At 67.6% G+C, this 18,759-nt stretch carries 14 protein-coding genes; all 14 read left to right on the top strand.

The window, feature by feature from the left end; all coding sequences use genetic code 11:
* Positions 1 to 687 precede the first annotated feature (687 nt).
* The 14 genes from ACTOWJ_RS12975 to ACTOWJ_RS12910 all read left to right on the top strand — a co-directional run bounded on the left by ACTOWJ_RS12975 (position 688) and on the right by ACTOWJ_RS12910 (position 18,485).
* Positions 688 to 2,127 (top strand): Do family serine endopeptidase, encoded by a 1,440-nt coding sequence (locus ACTOWJ_RS12975; RefSeq protein WP_441335034.1) that lies wholly within the window; start codon positions 688 to 690, stop codon positions 2,125 to 2,127.
* A 225-nt stretch (positions 2,128 to 2,352) separates the two neighbouring features.
* Entirely contained in the window at positions 2,353 to 2,715 is a 363-nt protein-coding gene (locus ACTOWJ_RS12970; protein WP_441335033.1) for a hypothetical protein, read from the top strand.
* A 20-nt stretch (positions 2,716 to 2,735) separates the two neighbouring features.
* Entirely contained in the window at positions 2,736 to 3,218 is a 483-nt protein-coding gene (locus tag ACTOWJ_RS12965; protein WP_441335112.1) for a phage holin family protein, read from the top strand.
* Complete coding sequence (locus ACTOWJ_RS12960; RefSeq protein WP_441335032.1) at positions 3,215 to 3,610, top strand: hypothetical protein; 396 nt, start codon at positions 3,215 to 3,217, stop codon at positions 3,608 to 3,610. Before ACTOWJ_RS12965 ends, ACTOWJ_RS12960 begins: the two co-directional genes overlap by 4 nt.
* Before the next feature lie 559 nt (positions 3,611 to 4,169).
* Positions 4,170 to 5,195 (top strand): AI-2E family transporter, encoded by a 1,026-nt coding sequence (locus ACTOWJ_RS12955; RefSeq protein ID WP_441335111.1) that lies wholly within the window; start codon positions 4,170 to 4,172, stop codon positions 5,193 to 5,195.
* 288 nt (positions 5,196 to 5,483) lie between these two features.
* Positions 5,484 to 6,200, top strand: coding sequence for an HAD-IA family hydrolase (locus tag ACTOWJ_RS12950; RefSeq protein WP_441335031.1), 717 nt, complete (start codon positions 5,484 to 5,486; stop codon positions 6,198 to 6,200).
* A complete protein-coding gene (locus ACTOWJ_RS12945) occupies positions 6,197 to 7,576 on the top strand; it encodes a leucyl aminopeptidase family protein (RefSeq protein WP_441335030.1) in 1,380 nt (459 codons plus the stop codon). The genes ACTOWJ_RS12950 and ACTOWJ_RS12945 overlap by 4 nt, the downstream gene beginning before the upstream one ends.
* 61 nt (positions 7,577 to 7,637) lie before the next feature.
* Positions 7,638 to 8,210 carry a nucleoside 2-deoxyribosyltransferase domain-containing protein gene (locus ACTOWJ_RS12940; RefSeq protein ID WP_441335029.1) on the top strand — a complete coding sequence of 191 codons (573 nt, stop codon included), beginning with the start codon at positions 7,638 to 7,640 and terminating at the stop codon, positions 8,208 to 8,210.
* A 382-nt stretch (positions 8,211 to 8,592) separates the two neighbouring features.
* Positions 8,593 to 10,704 carry a DUF7933 domain-containing protein gene (locus ACTOWJ_RS12935; RefSeq protein WP_441335028.1) on the top strand — a complete coding sequence of 704 codons (2,112 nt, stop codon included), beginning with the start codon at positions 8,593 to 8,595 and terminating at the stop codon, positions 10,702 to 10,704.
* Positions 10,705 to 11,278: 574 nt separating this feature from the next.
* Positions 11,279 to 13,351: a GEVED domain-containing protein gene (locus ACTOWJ_RS12930; RefSeq protein ID WP_441335027.1), complete on the top strand. Its 2,073-nt coding sequence runs from the start codon at positions 11,279 to 11,281 to the stop codon at positions 13,349 to 13,351.
* Positions 13,352 to 13,798: 447 nt separating this feature from the next.
* Complete coding sequence (locus tag ACTOWJ_RS12925; protein ID WP_441335026.1) at positions 13,799 to 15,064, top strand: efflux RND transporter periplasmic adaptor subunit; 1,266 nt, start codon at positions 13,799 to 13,801, stop codon at positions 15,062 to 15,064.
* 208 nt (positions 15,065 to 15,272) lie between these two features.
* Positions 15,273 to 15,965: an ABC transporter ATP-binding protein gene (locus ACTOWJ_RS12920; RefSeq protein ID WP_441335025.1), complete on the top strand. Its 693-nt coding sequence runs from the start codon at positions 15,273 to 15,275 to the stop codon at positions 15,963 to 15,965.
* A 15-nt stretch (positions 15,966 to 15,980) separates the two neighbouring features.
* On the top strand, positions 15,981 to 17,147 hold the full coding sequence (locus tag ACTOWJ_RS12915; RefSeq protein WP_441335024.1) for an ABC transporter permease: 1,167 nt from the start codon (positions 15,981 to 15,983) through the stop codon (positions 17,145 to 17,147).
* A gap of 12 nt (positions 17,148 to 17,159) precedes the next feature.
* Complete coding sequence (locus ACTOWJ_RS12910; RefSeq protein WP_441335023.1) at positions 17,160 to 18,485, top strand: ABC transporter permease; 1,326 nt, start codon at positions 17,160 to 17,162, stop codon at positions 18,483 to 18,485.
* Positions 18,486 to 18,759 lie beyond the last annotated feature (274 nt).

Here is an 18,759-nt window from a genome sequence, read left to right as displayed (position 1 = left end):
GTATCGAGTCATGTGTGTAGGAACCGTCGCGGGTCTTGCAGCCTGCGCCAGGCCGGGGCCCGGTGCGGGGATTTCCAGCCGCCGTCAGCCCCCCACCGACGACGATGCACACGGTCGCGTTGGAGACGCGCCGCGTGCGGCCGAATTGGATGATTTGAGGTTCGCGTCCGCTCTCGTCATGAGCCCGCTCACTTCTAAGGAGACGCTGAGACCGTCCCAAGCTGAACCCCTACGCTTGGGCTCCCTCCACAGAACCAACCACTAGATGTTGTGGCCCCGCAGGGAACTCAAGCTACGCCCGGCTTTCCTGGAAGTCAACGGCTTGTTGATGACTATCACGCTTTTTGCGTCGTAGTCCTGTCACAGATCGTCGATCCGGTGTGCGGTTGCGTCAGCGCCCGATATGAGCGATCGCGACCTCGCCGGTGCCACGACCGCGGACCCTGCGCGCAGTCACTTCATCGCTTATTTATCGACCGTCTCCGACACTGCCCACCCGCGTCGCTGAACCTGTCTCGGCGGCCGCGGTCGAAGACCGTCGTCTGCGATGCTTGATCGCAGCGGCCGCCGCCACGATCTGGAATAAAGGCGAAGCGGACCCGGGCACCCGCCCGATGCCCGCCCGCTTCATCGCCCGCCAGGAACATTCGCTCCGCCCCCATCCACGCAACCCGGAACCGCAACGCGATGCGCCCCTTGCCGACCTTGCTGACTCTTGCCCTGGCCGCTGCCTTCGGCGGCTTCGCCGCCACCGCGATCCGCGAAGGATTGCAGGCCCCGGCGCAGGCCTCGCCGGCCGCCGCCGCGGTGTTGCCGCTGCCGACCACCGCCGCGCTGCCGGCTTCGGTGGGCGGACAGACCCTGCCCTCGCTGGCACCGATGCTGGAGAAGGTGACCCCGGCGGTGGTCAGCGTGCACACCAAGCAGACCGTGCGCATCCGCAATCCTTTCGCCAACGATCCGTTCTTCCGCCGCATGTTCCCCAACATCCCGCAGGAGCGGATCAACGAGTCGCTGGGCTCGGGGGTCATCATCGACGCCAAGAACGGCTACGTGCTGACCAACCACCACGTCATCGAAGGCGCCGACGAGGTCTCGGTGACCTTGGCCGACGGGCGCACGGTCAAGGCCGACTTCATCGGCTCGGACCCCGACACCGACGTGGCGCTGATGCGGATCCCGGCGCAGAACCTCAGCGCGATCGCCCTGTCCGATTCCGACGGGCTCAAGGTCGGCGATTTCGTGGTCGCCGTCGGCAATCCGTTCGGCATCGGCCAGACGGTCACCTCAGGGATAGTCTCGGCGGTCGGCCGCAGCGGTCTGCGCGGGCTGGGCTATCAGAACTTCATCCAGACCGACGCCTCGATCAACCCGGGCAACTCCGGCGGCGCGCTGGTCAATCTCAACGGCGAGTTGATCGGCATCAACACCGCCAGCTTCAACCCGCAGGGCAGCATGGCCGGCAATATCGGCCTGGGCTTCGCGATTCCGGTCAATCTGGCGCGCAACATCAAGGATCAGCTGATCGCCAACAACGGCGTCGTACGCCGCGGCACCCTGGGTCTGGAGACGCAGGACGTGACCCCGCAACTGGCCGCCGCGCTCAAGCTCGGCGAACCGCGCGGCGCGCTGGTCTCGCGCGTGTTCGCCGGCAGCGCCGCGGCGGCCGCCGGGCTGCGTCCGGGCGACGTGATCCTCGGCGCCAACGGCCAGCGCCTGGACGGGCGCGATGCCTTGCGCAATTTCGAAGGCCTGCAATCGATCGGCAGCAAGATCGCGCTGGACGTGCGACGCGACGGCCAGCCGCTGCAACTGAATGCGAGTTTGCGCGAACAACCCAAGTCGATCGCCGGTACCGAACTGGATCCGCGCCTGACCGGCGCGACCTTCGGCGAGCTGCCCGAACGCCTGCGCCAATCCGGCCTGTCGGGCGTGGTGGTGGAAAGCGTGACACGCGGAAGTCGCGCAGAAGCCAACAATTTACGCAAGGACGACATCATTCTTGCTGCCAGCAGCGGCGAATTCGACGATCTTCCCGGCTTCCGCGCGAGCTTCACACGCACTCCGGCACAGTTGATCCTGCGCATTCGCCGCGGCAACGGCGGTGGCGATGTGCGAATGCAGTAACCGCAGCGGCGCGGCAGGCCGGTAAGATCGGCCCGGCAGTAATCGGTTTGCAGTGGGCATGAAATCCGACCTGCAACCGATCGCCGCGAATCGTTCCACTTCAGCGCCCTACCCGGCGCGTTCGGCTCACCCCCGTCCAAGGCCGGCAACGTCCGGCCCTTCGACGACCCGCTAGGACCCTGGACTCGTTCAGCGGTTCACTCATGCAGCACGGAGGAACACCCGATGACCCCTACCTCGACTGACGCCATCAAGAGCAACCTCGGCGAAGCCGGCAGCCACCTCAAGCAAGCCGCCAGCGATGCCGGCGAAGCGATCCGCAACGCCGCCGGCGTGGCCGGCGAAGAACTCAAGATCGGCAAGGCCAACGTCAAGTCCGGCCTGGCCGACAGTGCGCTGGCCGGCATCGCCGCAGCCGAGAACGCCGGCGGTGCCGCGCGCGAACAGGTCGATGTGCTGATGGATAAAGGCCGCGATCTGATCGAAAGCGCCGCCGAACTGGTGCGCGAGCGTCCGCTGGCCTCCTTCGGCGTGGCCTTCGCCGCCGGCTTCATCATCGCCAAGCTCGCGCGCAGCGGCGACAAGTAAGCGTGAGCGACACGCCAGGCATGGACCGCGACGCGGAAGAAGGTTCGCGCGCTGGCCGCGAGCCCCGTCAGGGGCCGCCGCCGTTCGACGACGCCTTCCGCGAGATCCACGATGCCGGGCGCGAAGGCCTCTCGGCCGCGCTCGATACAGGCCGCGCCCTGCGCGGCCTGTTGATCGCCGACCTCGCCCTGGCGCGCAGCGCGCTGGGGCGGGCGTTGATGTGGGTCAGCGTGGCGATCATCTTCGGCGCCTCCTCGTGGTTGCTGTTGATGGCCGCATTGATCGCGCTGCTGCAGGGCGTGCTGGGCTGGTCGTGGCTGGCCTCGATGTCCGCCGCGGCCGGGCTGAGCCTGATCGTGACCGGCATCGGCGCCTGGCAGGCATTGCGTTACTTCGAATACACCCGCTTGTCGGCCACACGCCGGCAACTGCGCCGGCTGGGCCTGGGGCACGACGACGACGACGATCGCGAGATCGAAACGCACAAGACGGAGGCGCGATGAGCCGGTTCGATCGTCTGCAACGGCGGGTGGACAAGCGCGAGCAGTTGCTGGAAGGGCGGTATCAGCAGGCGGTGGAGCGCAAGGACATCTTGAAGAAAACCTGGCGCGAGGCTTGGACGCCCGCTCGGATCATCATCGCCGGCGTGGTCAGCGGCTTCGTCATGGGCCGCGCCGAGCCGGTCAAGATCGCGGTCAAGAGCGGCACCTTGATGCAGATGGTGACGATGCTGTCGGGTCTGTTCGCCGGCAGCGGCGCTCAGGAAGCGGCCGAACAGGCCGACAAGGCCGCAAGCCAGGCCGGCCACGCCGCGCGCGAGGCCGGGCATGCGGCCGACAGCGCGCAAGTCGCGGCCGGCGCATCCGGGCCGGCGCCTCGGCGCGATGCGGCTTGAGTTTGCGCGCGGATATCGCATCACAGGCCGCCGCCTTGTGTTGATCGAAAAGTCTTGATCGAAAAGCGTCGGGCCTGAAGGCCCTCCCACAAAAAACTTCACAGCCTTGACCGCAGCCGCGGCAAAACCCGCGCGCCGCGCGCACGACGCACCGGACACGACGCATCGACGAGGTCTTTTGTGGGAGGGAGCTTCAGCCCCGACGCTTTTGCTTCATACCCCACTCCGGATCGAAAAGCGTCGGGCCTGAAGGCCCTCCCGCGACCGACCTCGAAGCCTCGATCGCGGCCGCGGCATTGCGGCCGAACGCCCCATGTTCCCGTTCATGCGCCGGCGCAATTCGTAGTGGCGCGCTCCCGCACGACGGCGCACAGTGCGCGTCTGCCGAACGCACGATCCCGCCGCCTTGAATCCGTCCACGCCGCCATCGCCCGATCCTGCCGCGCCGCAAGCGCCGACGCCGTCCGCGACGACCGCGCCACCGCCGTCGGCCGACGCAGACGACGGCGCAGCGCACACCGCCGCACCGCAAGCCGCCCCGCCGCGTCCGCGCGGGCCGATCTCGCTGCTGGTCCTGGCCACCCTGGCGGTCGGTTACACCCTGTGGGCGGCGCAGGAACTGATCCTGCCGATCCTGCTGGCCGCGTTCTTCGCCCTGGTCGGCAATCCGATCCTGCGCCTGCTCGGCAAACTGCGCCTGCCGCGTTTCATCGCCGCGCTGATCGTGCTGATCGGCGGGCTGGCGGTGGCCGGCGCGCTGAGCCTGCAACTGGCCGAGCCGGCCAGCGAATGGGTGCGCCAGGTGCCGCGCGAACTCAAGCAGGTCGGCCCCAAGCTGCGGCAGATGACCAAGCCGCTGCAGGACGCCAACCGCGCGGCGCAGAACTTCGCCCGCGCCGCCGGCGGCGAAAGCACCGCCAAGCCGGTGCAGGTGGTCAAGACCGAACTCAACGATCCCTACCGCTCGCTGACTTCCACGCCCAAGTACGTGGCCCAGGTGTTGGCGGTGGTGCTGCTGACGTTCTTCTTCATGGTGTTCGGCGAATCGCTGCAACGCAACGCGATCGCGCTGCTGCCGAGCCAACAGAAGAAGAAACTCACCATCGACATCCTGCATTCGATCGAGCGCGAAATCTCGCGCTACGTGCTCACCATCACCCTGATCAACACCGGCCTGGGTCTGGCCTTGGCCGGCGCGCTGTATGCGTTGGGCGTGCCGCTGCCCGAATCGCTGCTGTGGGGCACGATGGCGGCGATCCTGAATTTCGCCCCGTTCGTGGGCCCGTTGATCGGCATGGGGGTGATGCTGCTGATGGGCTTCGTCGCCTTCGACGATCCCGGCGCGTCGCTGCTGCCGGCGGGCTTGTATCTGCTGCTGCACGCCATCGAATCGCAGGCGGTGACGCCGATCGTGCTCGGCCGGCGCATGCGCCTGTCGCCGCTGGTGCTGATCCTGGCGCTGATGTTCTTCGGCTGGATGTGGGGCATCGTCGGCCTGTTGCTGGCGGTGCCGATGCTGGTGTGCGTGAAGCTGGTGCTGGCGCGGATCGAAGGCATGGACGGTTGGGCGCGGTTGCTGGAGTGATGCGCGCTCATGCGAGCGCGCTCGGACGCTGAGGCGGCCGCACTGCGTCCGCTGCATTCCACCGCGAAGAAAACTTCACGCGCATGATCCTCGCCGTCGACGTCCACTACCGCCCCACCGATGCGACCGTGGCCGGTGTGCTGTTCGCGCACTGGGACGATGCGCGGCCGGCCTCGCGCCACGCGTTGATCTGCGAAGACGTCGCCGACTACGTGCCCGGCGAGTTCTACTGGCGCGAATTGCCCTGCATCACCCATTCAGCGGCGCGGCACGGGCTAAAATGGGCGGATGAACTTTCCCGTCCGCGCCATCACCCTGGACCTCGACGACACCATCTGGCCGATCGCGCCGGTCATGGAACGCGCCGAGGGCGTTCTCGCCGACTGGCTGCGCCAACACGCGCCGCGCACCTCGCAGCGCTTCACGGTCGAGGCGATGCGCCTGTTGCGCGATGAAATCTCGGCGCAGCGCCCCGATCTGGCCCACGACTTCACCGCGCAGCGCCGCTTGACCCTGGAACGCATGCTGGGCGAAGCCGGCGACGACACCGCGCTGGCCGCGGCGGCCTTCGACGTGTTCTTCGATGCGCGCTGCCAGGTCGAGCACTACGCCGACAGCGAAGCCGCATTGAACCGCCTCGCCGCGCGCGTGCCGTTGGCGGCGCTGACCAACGGCAACGCCGACCTGGTGCGGATCGGGTTGATGCCGCTGTTCCGCTTCCAGCTCGGCGCTCGCGAACACGGCCGCGCCAAGCCCGACGCAAGCATTTTCCATGCCGCCTGCGCGCGCCTGGAGCTCGAGCCCGCGCAGGTGCTGCACGTGGGCGACGACATCGAACTCGACGTCGTCGGCGGCCTGCGCGCCGGCCTGCGCACTTGCTGGATCAATCGCGAAGACCGCACCTGGCCGCACGATCACCTGCGCCCCGATCTGGAATTCACCACCCTCGCCGAACTGGCCGACTGGCTGGACACGGCGCATCGCACGGACACCGCTGCCGCATGACTCTGCCCCTGGGCTTCACTTCCTCCGACGCCGGCGCACTGCCGCTGGCCCTGGTCGACCGCGCCGGCTTCAAGGCCTGGCACGACGCGCTCACGCCCGCGGCCGCCGCCTGGGCGCAGACGCAAGGCTTCGACGGTTCGGCCGGCAGCGTGCTGGTCTTGCCCGGCGCGCACGGCGAACTGGCCGGCGCCGCGCTCGGCATCGGCGATGCGCTGGATCCGTATTCCTACGGCCACGCGCCGTTCGCGCTGCCCGCGGGCAGCTGGCGCCTGCACGGCGAGTACGACGATGCCGCCCGCGATGCGGCGCGGCTGGGCTGGGGCCTGGGCAGCTATCGCTTCAGCCGCTACAAGACGCCTTCGCGCGCACCGGCGCTGTTGCTCACCGATGCCGCGGCCGACGACGAAGTCTTCGCCGTGCTCGCCGCCAGCCTGCGCGTGCGCGACCTGGTCAACACGCCCACCGAACACATGGGCCCGGACGAACTCGAAGCGATCGCGCGCGAGATCGCCCAGCGCCACGGCGCCAAGATCGAGGTGGTGGCCGGCGATGAACTGATCGCGCAGAACTTCCCCGCGATCCATGCGGTCGGCCGCGCCTCGCATCGCGCGCCGCGTCTGATCGCGCTGCGCTGGGGCGATGAAGCGCATCCGCACGTGGCCATCGTCGGCAAGGGCGTGTGCTTCGATACCGGCGGCCTGGACCTCAAGCCGGCCGACGGTATGCGCTGGATGAAGAAGGACATGGGCGGCGCGGCGCACGCGATCGCGCTGGCCGAGCTGATCATGGCGCGCAAGCTGCCGCTGCGGATCACGATGCTGGTGCCGGCGGTGGAGAACGCGGTCGGTCCGGATGCGTTCCGTCCCGGCGAGGTGATCGCCACGCGCCAAGGCATCAGCGTGGAGATCGACAACACCGACGCCGAGGGCCGGGTGATCCTGTGCGACGCGCTGACCTACGCCGGCGAACAAAAGCCCGGATTGCTGCTCGACTTCGCCACTCTGACCGGCGCGGCGCGGATCGCGCTGGGCCCGGATCTGCCGGCGCTGTATTCCAATCAGGATGCGCTGGCCAATCAGTGGCTGGAAGCGGGCACGCAACAACGCGATCCGGTCTGGCGCATGCCGTTGTGGCGTCCGTACCTGCGTTACCTGACCAGCCACATCGCCGACATCGCCAATGGCGGGCCCTCGAAGATGGCCGGTTCGGTGACCGCCGCGCTGTACCTGGAGCGCTTCGTTCCGGCCGATTTGGCCTGGGCGCATCTGGACGTGTACAGCTGGAACGACGCCGACCGCGCCGGCCGCCCGGCCGGCGGCGAAGCGCAGGGGCTGCGCGCGGTGTACGCGATGCTCAAGGCGCGCGCGGCGGCGTGATCGCCGCGGCGGCCGCGCGCGCGCGGTTCGCTCCCTGGTTTCAGCTTTCGAGTTCCCACCGATGAAGGCACTGCTGATGCTCGCGACCCTGACGATGACCGTGGCGATGACGACGACGCCCGCGCTCGGCGCCGAACCCGCCACAAAGGCCTCGGAGGTGGTGCGCTCGCCGCAAGCCTTGCCCCAGGACGGACGGCTCAGCGTGTTCCTGGCCGGCAGCATCGACATGGGCGGATCCAGCGACTGGCAGGCGCAAGTCGCGCGCGAACTCGCCGACGAAGGCGCAGTGCTGCTCAATCCGCGCCGCGAAGACTGGAACCCGGCCTGGAAACCGGTGGCGAGCGAACCGGAGTTCCGCCGTCAGGTCGAATGGGAACTGGCCGCGCTGCAACGCGCGGACGTGATCTTTATGTACCTGCAGCCGGGCTCGCAAAGCCCGATCAGCCTGCTGGAACTCGGCCTGCATGCCGGCTCGGGCAAGGTGTTGCTGGCCTGCCCGGACGGGTTCTGGCGCAAAGGCAATGTCGACATCACCGCAGATCGCTACGGCGTGCCGCGCTACGAGTCGCTGCCGGCTTTGATCGACGCGGTGCGCGCACGTCTGGCCGAACTGCGCCGCAAGCGCGCCGGCTGAGGCCGCCTCGGCCGGCGCAGCCGAGCCGCGCGCAAGTTCCGGCTTCCGCTACTCACGGCCCGATCGGGCCCGGATGCGGCCGGGTTCGGCCGCTGCCCCCTGAAAAGCCGACGTCCCCGCCTCGGCGCCAGCCTTCCGCCATTGCCGGCCGAGCACCCCCGACGCCTCGGCGCGAGACGCCCCAGATTCAGCCGTTTCAAACATACCCCGCGGCCAGACTTGGCATTCGCCCCGCCTTTCCTACAAAATGTGATTTGCGGCACATTTGTTTAGCGCCGATCATCACTAAACGGCGACCCTGGCATCGGCCAGGAAGCCGGGGCAGCCAGGCAGCGTCAGCGCGCCCGAACCTTCGCAGCAAGGCTCGTACAAGGGGATTTTCATGGATCGTTTGATCGGAATCGGCCGACGGGCCGGCTTGGCGCTGGGTTTTGCCGGACTGTTGTGGGCTGGCGCGGTCGTCGCCAGCGGCGCCAACAGCCAGCGCGCGGTGGGCACCGGCACCTCGGCCGACGGCTCCGACGGCCTGCTCGTGACCTGGGGCAGCAACAGCCAGTTCCAGGCCCGTCTGGCCAACTCCGATCAGGTCTACAACACCGGCGCCACGCCGCAGTCGGGTTCGCTGTTCAACAGCGTGGTATTGCGCGTAGACCGCGGCACGAGCGCCGCCCGCGTTTATCACAGCTCGAACAGCAACTCGGGCGGGGTCTTCGGCACCTTCACCCAGGGCACGCAATCGAGCACCAGCGGCACGGGCACCGCGGCCGATCCGTGGGTCGTCACCAGCACGCTGCGGCCCTCATTGGCCGTCGACAACGGCATCCAGATCGAAATCCGCGACCAGTACATCAAGCCGCAGGCGTGGTTCACCCGCCGCATCACCCTGACCGGAATGCCGGCCACCGGCGCTTCGATCAAGTTCTATCAGTTCATCGACACCTTGTTGAACGGCGGCGACGCCGGCCCCGGCTTCTCGCGCACCAGTCCCGGCAACACCAGCGGGCGCCCCGACATCGTCGGCGTGATCAAGAGCCCGCAGTTCGAAGCGCTGTGGTGGGAGCCCTCTTCGGGCACCCCGAACTGGGACCGCTATTTCTCCGGTACCTTCAACTTTCCCTACGGGCTGGCCTGCACCGGTACCGCCACCGGTTCGCCCGGCACCTGCACCACCAACAGCGGCAACCTCAACAACGTCGTCGACAGCAACGCCGGTACCGACAACGGTCTGGCCGCGCAGTGGGATATCCCTTCCGGATCGAGCACCTACACGGTCGAGTACCGGGTCACCTTCGCCATCGCCGCGGTCGATCTGACCAAGCAGTTCAACCCGACCACGATCAACACCGGCGGGGTCTCCACGTTGACCTTCGACCTCAGCAACAAGAGCGTCAACTCAGTCGCCTCGATCAACTTCACCGACGCGCTGCCCAGCGGCGTGGTGGTGGCGCCGACGCCGAACGTGCGCACCAGTTGCCCGGCCGGCGGCGCCCTGGGCACGTCCCTGCCGGCAGGCATGACGGTGAACGCGACGGCGGGCGGCGGCACCCTCCAGGTCAGCGGCGCGCGCGTCAACGGCGCCGCCACGACCGGCGGCCAGCTCGCCTGCCAGATCGCCGTGGACGTCACCTCCAACACGGTCGGCGTCTACCACAACACCAACGCCAGCATCAGCGGCACCAGCAATCTGGTGAACCTGGTCGGCGATGAAGTGCTGACCGTGGTGCAGCCGCAACTCACCGCCAGCAAGACCGTCAACGGCGCGCTCGCCGCCGGTCAGACCGGCGCGGCGTCGGACGGCTATTTCTCGATCGGCCTGCAGAACACCGGCAGCGGTCCGACCGCCGGCGCGATCACGATCCGCGACACGCTGCCGGCCGGTTTCAGCCTGGTCTCTGCGTCCAGCGCGCAGGGCACGGTCAACTGCGGCACGCTGCCGGCGACCGGCAACGTCACCTGCACCTTCACGCCGGCCTCGCCGATCGCGGTCGGCGCCAGCGCCAGCGTGCGCTTGAACGTGGCGATCGCCGCGGCCACTAGCGGCTCGCCGACCAACCACGTCGCCGTCGCCGGCGGCGGCGATCCCGATCCGCTGCCGACCTGTCCGGCCTCGGGCAATCCGCAATGCGCGCAAGTCACCGTGCCGGTCGCGGTCAACATCGCCCTGAGCCTGGCCAAGCGTGAGGTCGGCGATCCCACCTCGTACACCCCGGGCAGCACCAGCACCTACACCTTGCAGGCCTGCAACAACACCGGCCCGGCGGTGGCCAACGGCGCCACCGTCAGCGACCCGCTGCCCAACGGCGTGACCCTGACCGGCCCATGGACATGCGCCGGCACCACCACCGGCAGCGGCACCGCGACCTGCCCGGCCAGCGGCGGCGTGGCCGGCGGCAACAGCGTGCAGATCACCGGCGTGGTGTTGCCGGTCGGCACCTGCATCAACGTGCAAGTGCCGGTGCGCTTCAACTCCGACCCGGCGGCATACACGCCCTGAGTACTGAGACCCGCCGCGGACGTCTTTGCGTCCGCGGCGGGCGCTGGCCACAAAACAATGCACCGGCCACCCGGGACAGGGCATGGCGCCGATTGCAATCCCACCGGGCGCCCCGCCCGGCGTCGACGCCGCCGTCGTTACGGCCACGACAGCCCCTGCGCTTACCACGCAAGGCCCTGCACCGGTCCGCACCCCGACCGATTCCAGCGCCGCCGACGGCCATCGGTACAGCCGCCCCGGCCGGTCGCCCCGAGCCCCGCTGCCGGGATGCGAACGGGTTGCGAATTCACAGCTGATCGACAGCGACCAACCAGCGAATCGACAGCGGAAATTTCGCGCAAACCGCTCACAGCAGCGCCGTTGCGCGCCCCGAACAGCCGGTTATTTCTCCGAAACTGAATCCATAACGGCTCTGTATCACGCTAGATGGCCGCACTAAGGCACAAATTACGTGTTGAGTCTTAAGGCTTGAATCCGTATTGGATGTGCCAGCCGTAGAGTGCGCCTGTACAGCATCGCATCAGGGGCTCCCCGCCGGAGGCGGGGCTTGCAATGCGTCATTCGGGGAACAGCGATGGCAATCTCGACACCTTTTTCGCGGCTGGCTTGCGGCGTCGCCGGCTTGGCCTTGGCCGCGGCCGGCGCGGCGTGGAGTCCCTCGGTTCACGCGGCCCAGCTGAACAACCCGGGCGCGACCGGTACTAGTGGCTTCAACAGCTCCTCGACCAGGACCTATTCGAGCGGGCTGACCGCGACCTATGCGGTCACCGGCTCCAATCTGCAGATCATCAACAACAACGCGGCGTTGAGCACGATCGGCCAACCGGCGCCGACGATGTTCACGCCGAACATCCCCGCCAGCACCGGCACCACCGACACCGGCATCCAGCTGCAAACCGTCGGCGCATCGTGCAACTTCCCCACCAATGCGGCGACCGTGGTCACCTGCGCCAACATCGGCACGCTGACCATCAGCTTCAGCCGTCCGGTGACCAATCCCATCGTTCATTTCATGGGATTGGGCAGCGTGAGCACCGTCGCCACCACCCCGCCCACCATCACCGCCGCCCGCGTCACCCACACCATCGCCAGTTCGCTTCCGGCCGGTGCCACCATGACCTTGCTCGCGGGCGCGGTGAACCTGCAGACCGTAGGCGGAGGCAGCGGCGAAGATCTGGTCAATACGGTCTACAACGGCACCAGTTGCCAGACCGTGATCGCCCCGTCGACACAATTGGCCGGTTGCGGCAGCCTGCGCATCAACGGCACGATCACCTCGGTCACCCTCACCGTCGGCATGGCGGGCACGCGCAACGCGTTCATCACGCAAAACGGCAACGCGCTCGGCAACGACGGCTACATGATCACCACCACCGTCGATGAAGATTTCGGCGATGCGCCGGCCAGCTACGACGCAAGCGCCGCGGCCAGCCACATCCTCGACGGCCTGCGCCTGGGCGCGACGGTCGACGCCGACAACACCAACGTGTTCAACCCGCAGGCAGCGGCGATCACGCCGAGCCCCAACGCGGTCGCCGCCGGCGCCGACAACAACGGCGCGGCCGGCGACGGCGCCGACGAAAACGGCCTGACCACGCCCTTGGCGACACTGCACACCGGCCTGATCGGAACGGCCTATACGCTCACCCCGACCTTGAGCGGCGGCACCGCCGCCGGCAGGGTATGCGGCTGGATCGACTTCAACCGCAACGGCGTGTTCGACACCGCCGAAGGCATATGCAGCAATGTCCTCGCCGGCGCGACCAGCACCAACCTGACCTGGACCGTGCCCATCGCCACCACCGCCGGACGCAGCTATGTGCGATTGCGCGCGACCCAAGGTACCCAGCTGAGCGAGTCCACCCCGACCGGCCGCTTCGACAGCGGCGAGGTCGAGGACTACATGATCGAAATCAAGCCGACGGTGCGGGTGATCAAGAACCTCAACCCGACCAGCGCCACCGGCCGCTTCGATCTGCGGATCGGCGGCACCGCCTTCGCTTTGGCCCAGGGCCATACCGGCACCACCGGCTTCCGCACGCTGTACCACAACAGCGCGTCCGGGGCCCCCGACCTCACCGTCGCCCAGGACATCACTACCACCGCGATCAACACCACGGCCTCTGAAGTGCCGACACCGGCGACCACCGCGCTGTACGTCAGCACTTATGCCTGCGTGGACGGCTCCGGTGCCTCCGTCCAAACCGGCACCGGCACCGGCACCAGCGTCAACCTGACTCTGCCGTTCTCGGAGACCGGCGCGGCCGCCAACGGCCGCGCTCAGGCGATCACTTGCACCTTCACCAACCGGGTCGCGGCTTCGGCGCTGTCGATCACCAAGGCCGACAACCCGGCGACGAGGACGAGCTATACACCCGGCGGGTCAACGACATACACGATTTCGGCCTGCAACGCGGCCGGCGCCGATCCGGCCAATGGCGCGACCATCACCGACACCCTGCCGCCGGGTGCGACCTTGTCCGCACCGTGGACCTGCACCGCCAGCGGCGGCGCAGCCTGTTCGGCCGGCTCCGGCGGCGCCGTGGGCGGCAACCTGATCTCGCTCAGCGCCACCGCCCTGCCGGCCGGGCAGTGCCTCACCATCAGCGTGCCCGTAGCCTTCAGCAGCAATCCTGCGGATTACTGACAACAGCCATCGCGCGCCACGCCTGCGCCGCTCCCCGCGAATCGCCCAGACGATTCGCGGGACGCGGGCGAGGGCCCGCGCGGCAAGTTCGCGTGTCGGCGTCCGCGCCGACGCATCCACGCGTATCTCCGCTCTCACGTGTGGTCTGGGCTCGTGTGGTCTGAGCCGTGTTCTCTGAGTCCGTGTCGTCTGAACCGGCGCCCTGGCTCCGGCGCCCATGCGGGCCGATGGGCGACCGCGCCCCGGGCGAAAACGCCCGCGCACGCCAATCCGCAACCCGTGCATACGTGCGACTGCGAAACTGCCGCCAGCGGCGACACTCGCCATTCATGACAGTTGTCACATCAAACCGGCGACGGTCCAGCTGACAAAACCTGACTTTCCGCAGGTTGGCGCGTGCCTGCGCCGCAGTCACACTAGGCCTTACCTCGCGTCTTGGTTGGAACCATGAGTGCATCTGCCGATCTGCTGAAGGAACTTCGCATCGACCGCAACCGGCCGGCACAGTCCGCCGGCCCGGGTCGGGGCGCCATCATCGGCATCGCCATCGCCCTGGTCGTCGTGCTCGCCGTCGCCGGCTGGTTCGTGTTCGGCCGCAACAGCGCGCCGCAGGTGAAGACCGCCGGCGTCACCGCGATCGGCGGCGGCAACGGCGCCGGCTCGTCGGTGCTCGACGCCACCGGCTACATCGTCGCCCGGCGCATCGCCACGGTTTCGGCCAAGATCACCGGCAAGGTGCGCGAGGTCATGATCGAGGAAGGCCAGCGGGTCGAAGCGGGCCAGATCATGGCCACGCTGGATCCCATCGATGCCGACGCGCAGCGCTCGCTCAGCGCCGCCCAGCTCTCGGCCGCGCAAAGCGACACTGCGCGCGTGCAGGCCCAGCTCAAGGAGGCCGAAGCCAACGCCACGCGTCTGTCGTCGCTGGTCAAGCAGCAACTGGTGTCCAAATCGCAGTACGACCAGGCGGTGGCCTCGCGCGATTCGCTGCGCGCGCAGCTGCTGACGGCCCAGCGCAACGTGAAGGTTTCGCAAGACAGCCTGCACATCTCCGACCTGGGCGTGGACAACACCATCGTGCGCGCACCGTTTTCCGGCGTGGTCACAGCCAAGGCCGCGCAACCGGGCGAAATCGTTTCGCCTTTGTCGGCCGGCGGCGGTTTCACCCGCACCGGCATCGGCACCATCGTCGATATGGATTCGCTGGAGATCGAAGTCGATGTCGGCGAGGCCTTCATCGGCCGCGTGCAGCCCAAGATGCCGGTCGAGGCGGTGCTCAACGCTTACCCGGACTGGAAGATTCCGGCCGAGGTGATCGCGATCATTCCTACCGCCGACCGCGGCAAGGCCACGGTCAAGGTACGCATCGCGCTCAAGAGCCGCGATCCGCGCATCGTCCCGGAAATGGGCGTGCGGGTGAGCTTCCTGGAAGCCGCGAAACCGGCCAATGCCGCCCAGGCCAAGCCCAGCGCGATGGCGCCGAACGCCGCGCTGACCCAGCGCGAGGGCAAGGACGTGGTATTCGTGGTCGCCGACGAGAAGGTCGCGCAGACCGCGGTGACCCTGGGCCGCAAGCTCGGCGAGGATCGCGAAGTCACCGCTGGACTGGTCGGCGGCGAGACCGTGGTGCTCGACCCGCCCGAGTCCCTGCGCGACGGCGCCAAGGTGCGTGTCGAAAACGCCGACGCTGATTCGTCGGGTAAGAGCGATTAGAAGCAAGCGTGACCAGAAGCAGGCGCGATCGAAGGCGCGCGTAATCGAAAACACGCGCGGCTGATCCACGCGCCGTCGGACACCCGGCGGCGACGGCACGACCCAACACCGCCGCGCACCCACGCGCGGCGGCACTACCGATCTGCGACCGGCGCGCGGCGCGCCCCTCGCCCATTCACCGCAATCAACACGCTCGAGGACGTCGAAGATGGAAACTCTGGTTTCGATCCATAACCTCACCAAGACCTATCAGCGCGGCCCGGAAAAGGTCGAAGTGCTGCACGGCATCAACCTGGAGATCGCCAAGGGCGATTTCGTCGCCCTGATGGGCCCGTCGGGTTCGGGCAAGACTACTTTGTTGAACTTGATCGGCGGACTGGACAATCCCAGCGGCGGCGAGATCGCGATCGAAGGCGAGCGCATCGACCGCATGAGCGCCGGGCAGTTGTCGCAGTGGCGCAGCCGCCACGTCGGCTTCGTGTTCCAGTTCTACAACCTGATGCCGGCGTTGACCGCGCAGAAGAACGTCGAACTGCCGCTGCTGCTGTCGCCTTTGAACGGCGCGCAGCGCAAGCGCAACGCCGAGATCGCGCTGACCCTGGTCGGCCTGTCCGAACGCGGCAAGCACCGCCCCAACGAACTGTCCGGCGGCCAGCAGCAGCGCGTGGCGATCGCGCGCGCGATCGTCTCCGACCCGACCTTGCTGATCTGCGACGAACCCACCGGCGACCTGGATCGCCAGTCGGCCGAGGAGATCCTCAATCTGCTGCGGCTGCTCAATCGCGAGCACGGCAAGACCATCGTCATGGTGACCCACGATCCCAAGGCCGCCGAGTACGCCACCCACACGCTGCACCTCGACAAGGGCACCCTGGTCGAGCAGCAGTCGCACGCGGCCTGAGCCGGAGCGGCCATCATGAAATATTTCCATCTGATCTGGGCCGAGCTGATGCGTCGCAAGACGCGCACGCTGCTGACCCTGCTGTCGATCGTCGCCGCGTTCTTGCTGTTCGGCCTGCTCGACGGCGTACGCGAGAGCTTCGAGCAGGCCGGCAACAGCGCCAACGGCGCCAAGCGTCTGCAGACCGGCTCGCGCCTGTCGTTCATCCAACAACTGCCGATGTCGCTCAACGACCGTATCGGCCAAGTGCCCGGCGTCAGCCGGGTGACTTACGCCAACTGGTTCGGCGGCGCCTATCAGGATCCGCACAACCAGATTTTCAGCTTCGGGGTGGCCGAGAACTATCTGGATCTGTATCCGGAAATGGCGGTGTCCGCCGCGCAACGCAAGGCCTTCGCCGCTACCCGCACCGGCGTGCTGGTCGGCGAAAACCTGATGAAGCGCTTCGGTTGGAAGGTCGGACAGAAACTGCCGCTACAGTCGACGATCTTTACCAGCAGCGACGGCACCAAGAACTGGAGCTTCGACATCGTCGGCACGATCGCCGCCGCCGACAAGAAATCCGGCGGTTGGTTCGACCAGATGATCCTGCTGCATTGGAAGTACTTCGACGATTCCACGCCCTACAACCGCGGACAGGTCGGCTGGTACGTCACCGAGATCAAGGACGTGAGCCAGGCCGATCGCGTGGCCAAGGCCATCGACGCGATCTCGGCCAATTCCGATCACGAGACCAAGACCCAGACCGAAGCGGCGGCGACCGCCAGTTGGATGAAGCAGATGGCCGATATCGGCCTGATCGTCAGCTCGATCATGGGCGCGGTGTTCTTCACCCTGGTGCTGCTGACCGGCAACACCATGGCCCAGGCGGTGCGCGAACGTACCTCCGAACTGGCGGTGCTCAAGACCATCGGCTTCCCCGACCGCAGCGTGCTGTTGCTGGTGTTGGCCGAAGCGATGCTGTTGATGTTGATCGGCGGGGTGATCGGCGTGCTGTTCGCCGGCGGGCTCGGTCCGGTCGTCGGCGCCATCAGCGGCGGCGCGATCAACGTTCCGCCGATCGGCTTGAACAGTTGGCTGTTGGCGCTGGGATTGATGGTCGCCATCGGCGTGTTGGTCGGCTTGCTGCCGGCGATCCGGGCGATGCGCCTGAACATCGTCGACGCATTGGCCGGACGTTAACGGAGATCGCACATGAAAAAGTTCATTTCGTTCCTGCGCGGCCTCGGAACCTTCCTGGCCCTGATCGCCGGATTGGTGGTGTGGGCCATCGCGCCGTGGCCGGTCCTGTTGGGACTGGCCGTGCTGCTCGCGCTGTGGATGCTGCTGACCCGCAGCGGCCACCAGGCCGCTTCGGTGGCCGGCGTGGGCATCAGCACGCTCAAGCAGCGCCTGGGCTCGTCCTCGGTGGTGGTGATCGGCATCGCCGGCGTGGTCGCGGTATTGGTGGCGATGCTGTCGATGGCCGAGGGCTATCAGGAAACCTTGCGCCGCACCGGCAGCGAAGACAGCGTCATGGTGTTGCGCGGCGCATCGGCGGCCGAGGTGATGTCGACGCTCGATCTGGCCAGCATCAACGTGATCGAACAGGCGCCGGGCATCGCGCGTGGCCCGGACGGACGTCCGCTGGCTTCGCCTGAAACCGTGGTCGCGGCCAATCTGCCGATCAAGGGCGGCAAGCCCGACGAAGACGGCAGCGTGCAATTGCGCGGCATCGGCGATCGCGCCTGGCAGGTGCGTCCGCAGGTCAAGATCGTGGAAGGCCGCAAGTTCGAAACCGGCAAGCGCGAAGTGGTGGTCGGCAGCGGCGCGCGGCGTCAGTTCAACGGCATGGACGTCGGCAAGCAGATTCGCCTGGGCAATGAGCACTGGACCGTGGTCGGCATCTTCAAGTCCGGCGACGCGATGGACTCGGAGCTGTGGGCCGATGCGGAAATGGTCGCCTCGACTTACCGCCGCGGCGCTTCGCGCAATTCGGTCATCGCCAAGCTCACCGACGCCAAGCAGTTCAAGGCGTTCAAGGCGGCGCTGGCCGGCGACCCGCGCCTGCAGGTCGACACCACCACCACGGCCGAGTACTTCGCCAAGCAGTCCGAGGGCATGACCAAGGTGATCCGGATCATCGGCATCGTGGTCGGTTCGATCATGGCCATCGGCGCGGTGTTCGGCGCGCTCAACACCATGTTCGCCACCGTCGCCACCCGCGCGCGCGAGATCGCGACCCTGCGCGCGATCGGCTTCCGCGGCTTGCCGGTGGTGGTTGCGGTGATGCTGGAAACCATGCTGCTGGCGCTGCTCGGCGGCTTGATCGGCGGATTGCTGGCCTTCTTGATATTCAACGGCCATACCGCCTCGACCATCGCCGGCGGCGTCGGCCAGTTGACCTTCGACTTCCGCGTCTCCGGCGAACTGCTGTGGAACGGCTTGAAGTGGGCGCTGGCGATCGGCTTCGTCGGCGGCCTGTTCCCGGCGCTGCGCGCGGCGACTTTGCCGGTGACTTCGGCGTTGCGGGCTTTGTAAGCCGCGACGGCGCGATGCGGTACGAACAAACCCCTGCGTGAGCGGGGGTTTGTTCTTGTGGGCGATCGGTTTGTGTGGGGAAAGCAAATCCCCCTGCCCCCTTTTCAAAGGGGGAGGCTTCGGGGAGCGTGGCGTACGGTGAACGCTGCGAAGCTTCAGGCGCCAGCTCAGCGAATGGCTGTGGCTGTGGGCTCTAGCTGTAGCTATTAGCTGTGGCTCTAGCTGTAGCGAAGCCTCGATTCCCACTGCGATTCCCACAAGACGAGTCCCCCCT

Origin of the sequence: Lysobacter sp. CA199 (assembly GCF_052078715.1) — a bacterium.
GTDB lineage: Bacteria > Pseudomonadota > Gammaproteobacteria > Xanthomonadales > Xanthomonadaceae > Lysobacter.
This window is presented reverse-complemented; position numbering and strand designations above follow the sequence as displayed.

What these genes read in the sequence shown, in the direction of transcription:
- ACTOWJ_RS12975 (WP_441335034.1), top strand. Translation starts at nt 688, where the DNA reads ATGCGCCCCTTGCCGACCTTGCTGACTCTTGCCCTGGCCGCTGCCTTC.
- ACTOWJ_RS12970 (WP_441335033.1), top strand. Translation starts at nt 2,353, where the DNA reads ATGACCCCTACCTCGACTGACGCCATCAAGAGCAACCTCGGCGAAGCC.
- ACTOWJ_RS12965 (WP_441335112.1), top strand. Translation starts at nt 2,736, where the DNA reads ATGGACCGCGACGCGGAAGAAGGTTCGCGCGCTGGCCGCGAGCCCCGT.
- ACTOWJ_RS12960 (WP_441335032.1), top strand. Translation starts at nt 3,215, where the DNA reads ATGAGCCGGTTCGATCGTCTGCAACGGCGGGTGGACAAGCGCGAGCAG.
- ACTOWJ_RS12950 (WP_441335031.1), top strand. Translation starts at nt 5,484, where the DNA reads ATGAACTTTCCCGTCCGCGCCATCACCCTGGACCTCGACGACACCATC.
- ACTOWJ_RS12945 (WP_441335030.1), top strand. Translation starts at nt 6,197, where the DNA reads ATGACTCTGCCCCTGGGCTTCACTTCCTCCGACGCCGGCGCACTGCCG.
- ACTOWJ_RS12940 (WP_441335029.1), top strand. Translation starts at nt 7,638, where the DNA reads ATGAAGGCACTGCTGATGCTCGCGACCCTGACGATGACCGTGGCGATG.
- ACTOWJ_RS12935 (WP_441335028.1), top strand. Translation starts at nt 8,593, where the DNA reads ATGGATCGTTTGATCGGAATCGGCCGACGGGCCGGCTTGGCGCTGGGT.
- ACTOWJ_RS12930 (WP_441335027.1), top strand. Translation starts at nt 11,279, where the DNA reads ATGGCAATCTCGACACCTTTTTCGCGGCTGGCTTGCGGCGTCGCCGGC.
- ACTOWJ_RS12925 (WP_441335026.1), top strand. Translation starts at nt 13,799, where the DNA reads ATGAGTGCATCTGCCGATCTGCTGAAGGAACTTCGCATCGACCGCAAC.
- ACTOWJ_RS12920 (WP_441335025.1), top strand. Translation starts at nt 15,273, where the DNA reads ATGGAAACTCTGGTTTCGATCCATAACCTCACCAAGACCTATCAGCGC.
- ACTOWJ_RS12915 (WP_441335024.1), top strand. Translation starts at nt 15,981, where the DNA reads ATGAAATATTTCCATCTGATCTGGGCCGAGCTGATGCGTCGCAAGACG.
- ACTOWJ_RS12910 (WP_441335023.1), top strand. Translation starts at nt 17,160, where the DNA reads ATGAAAAAGTTCATTTCGTTCCTGCGCGGCCTCGGAACCTTCCTGGCC.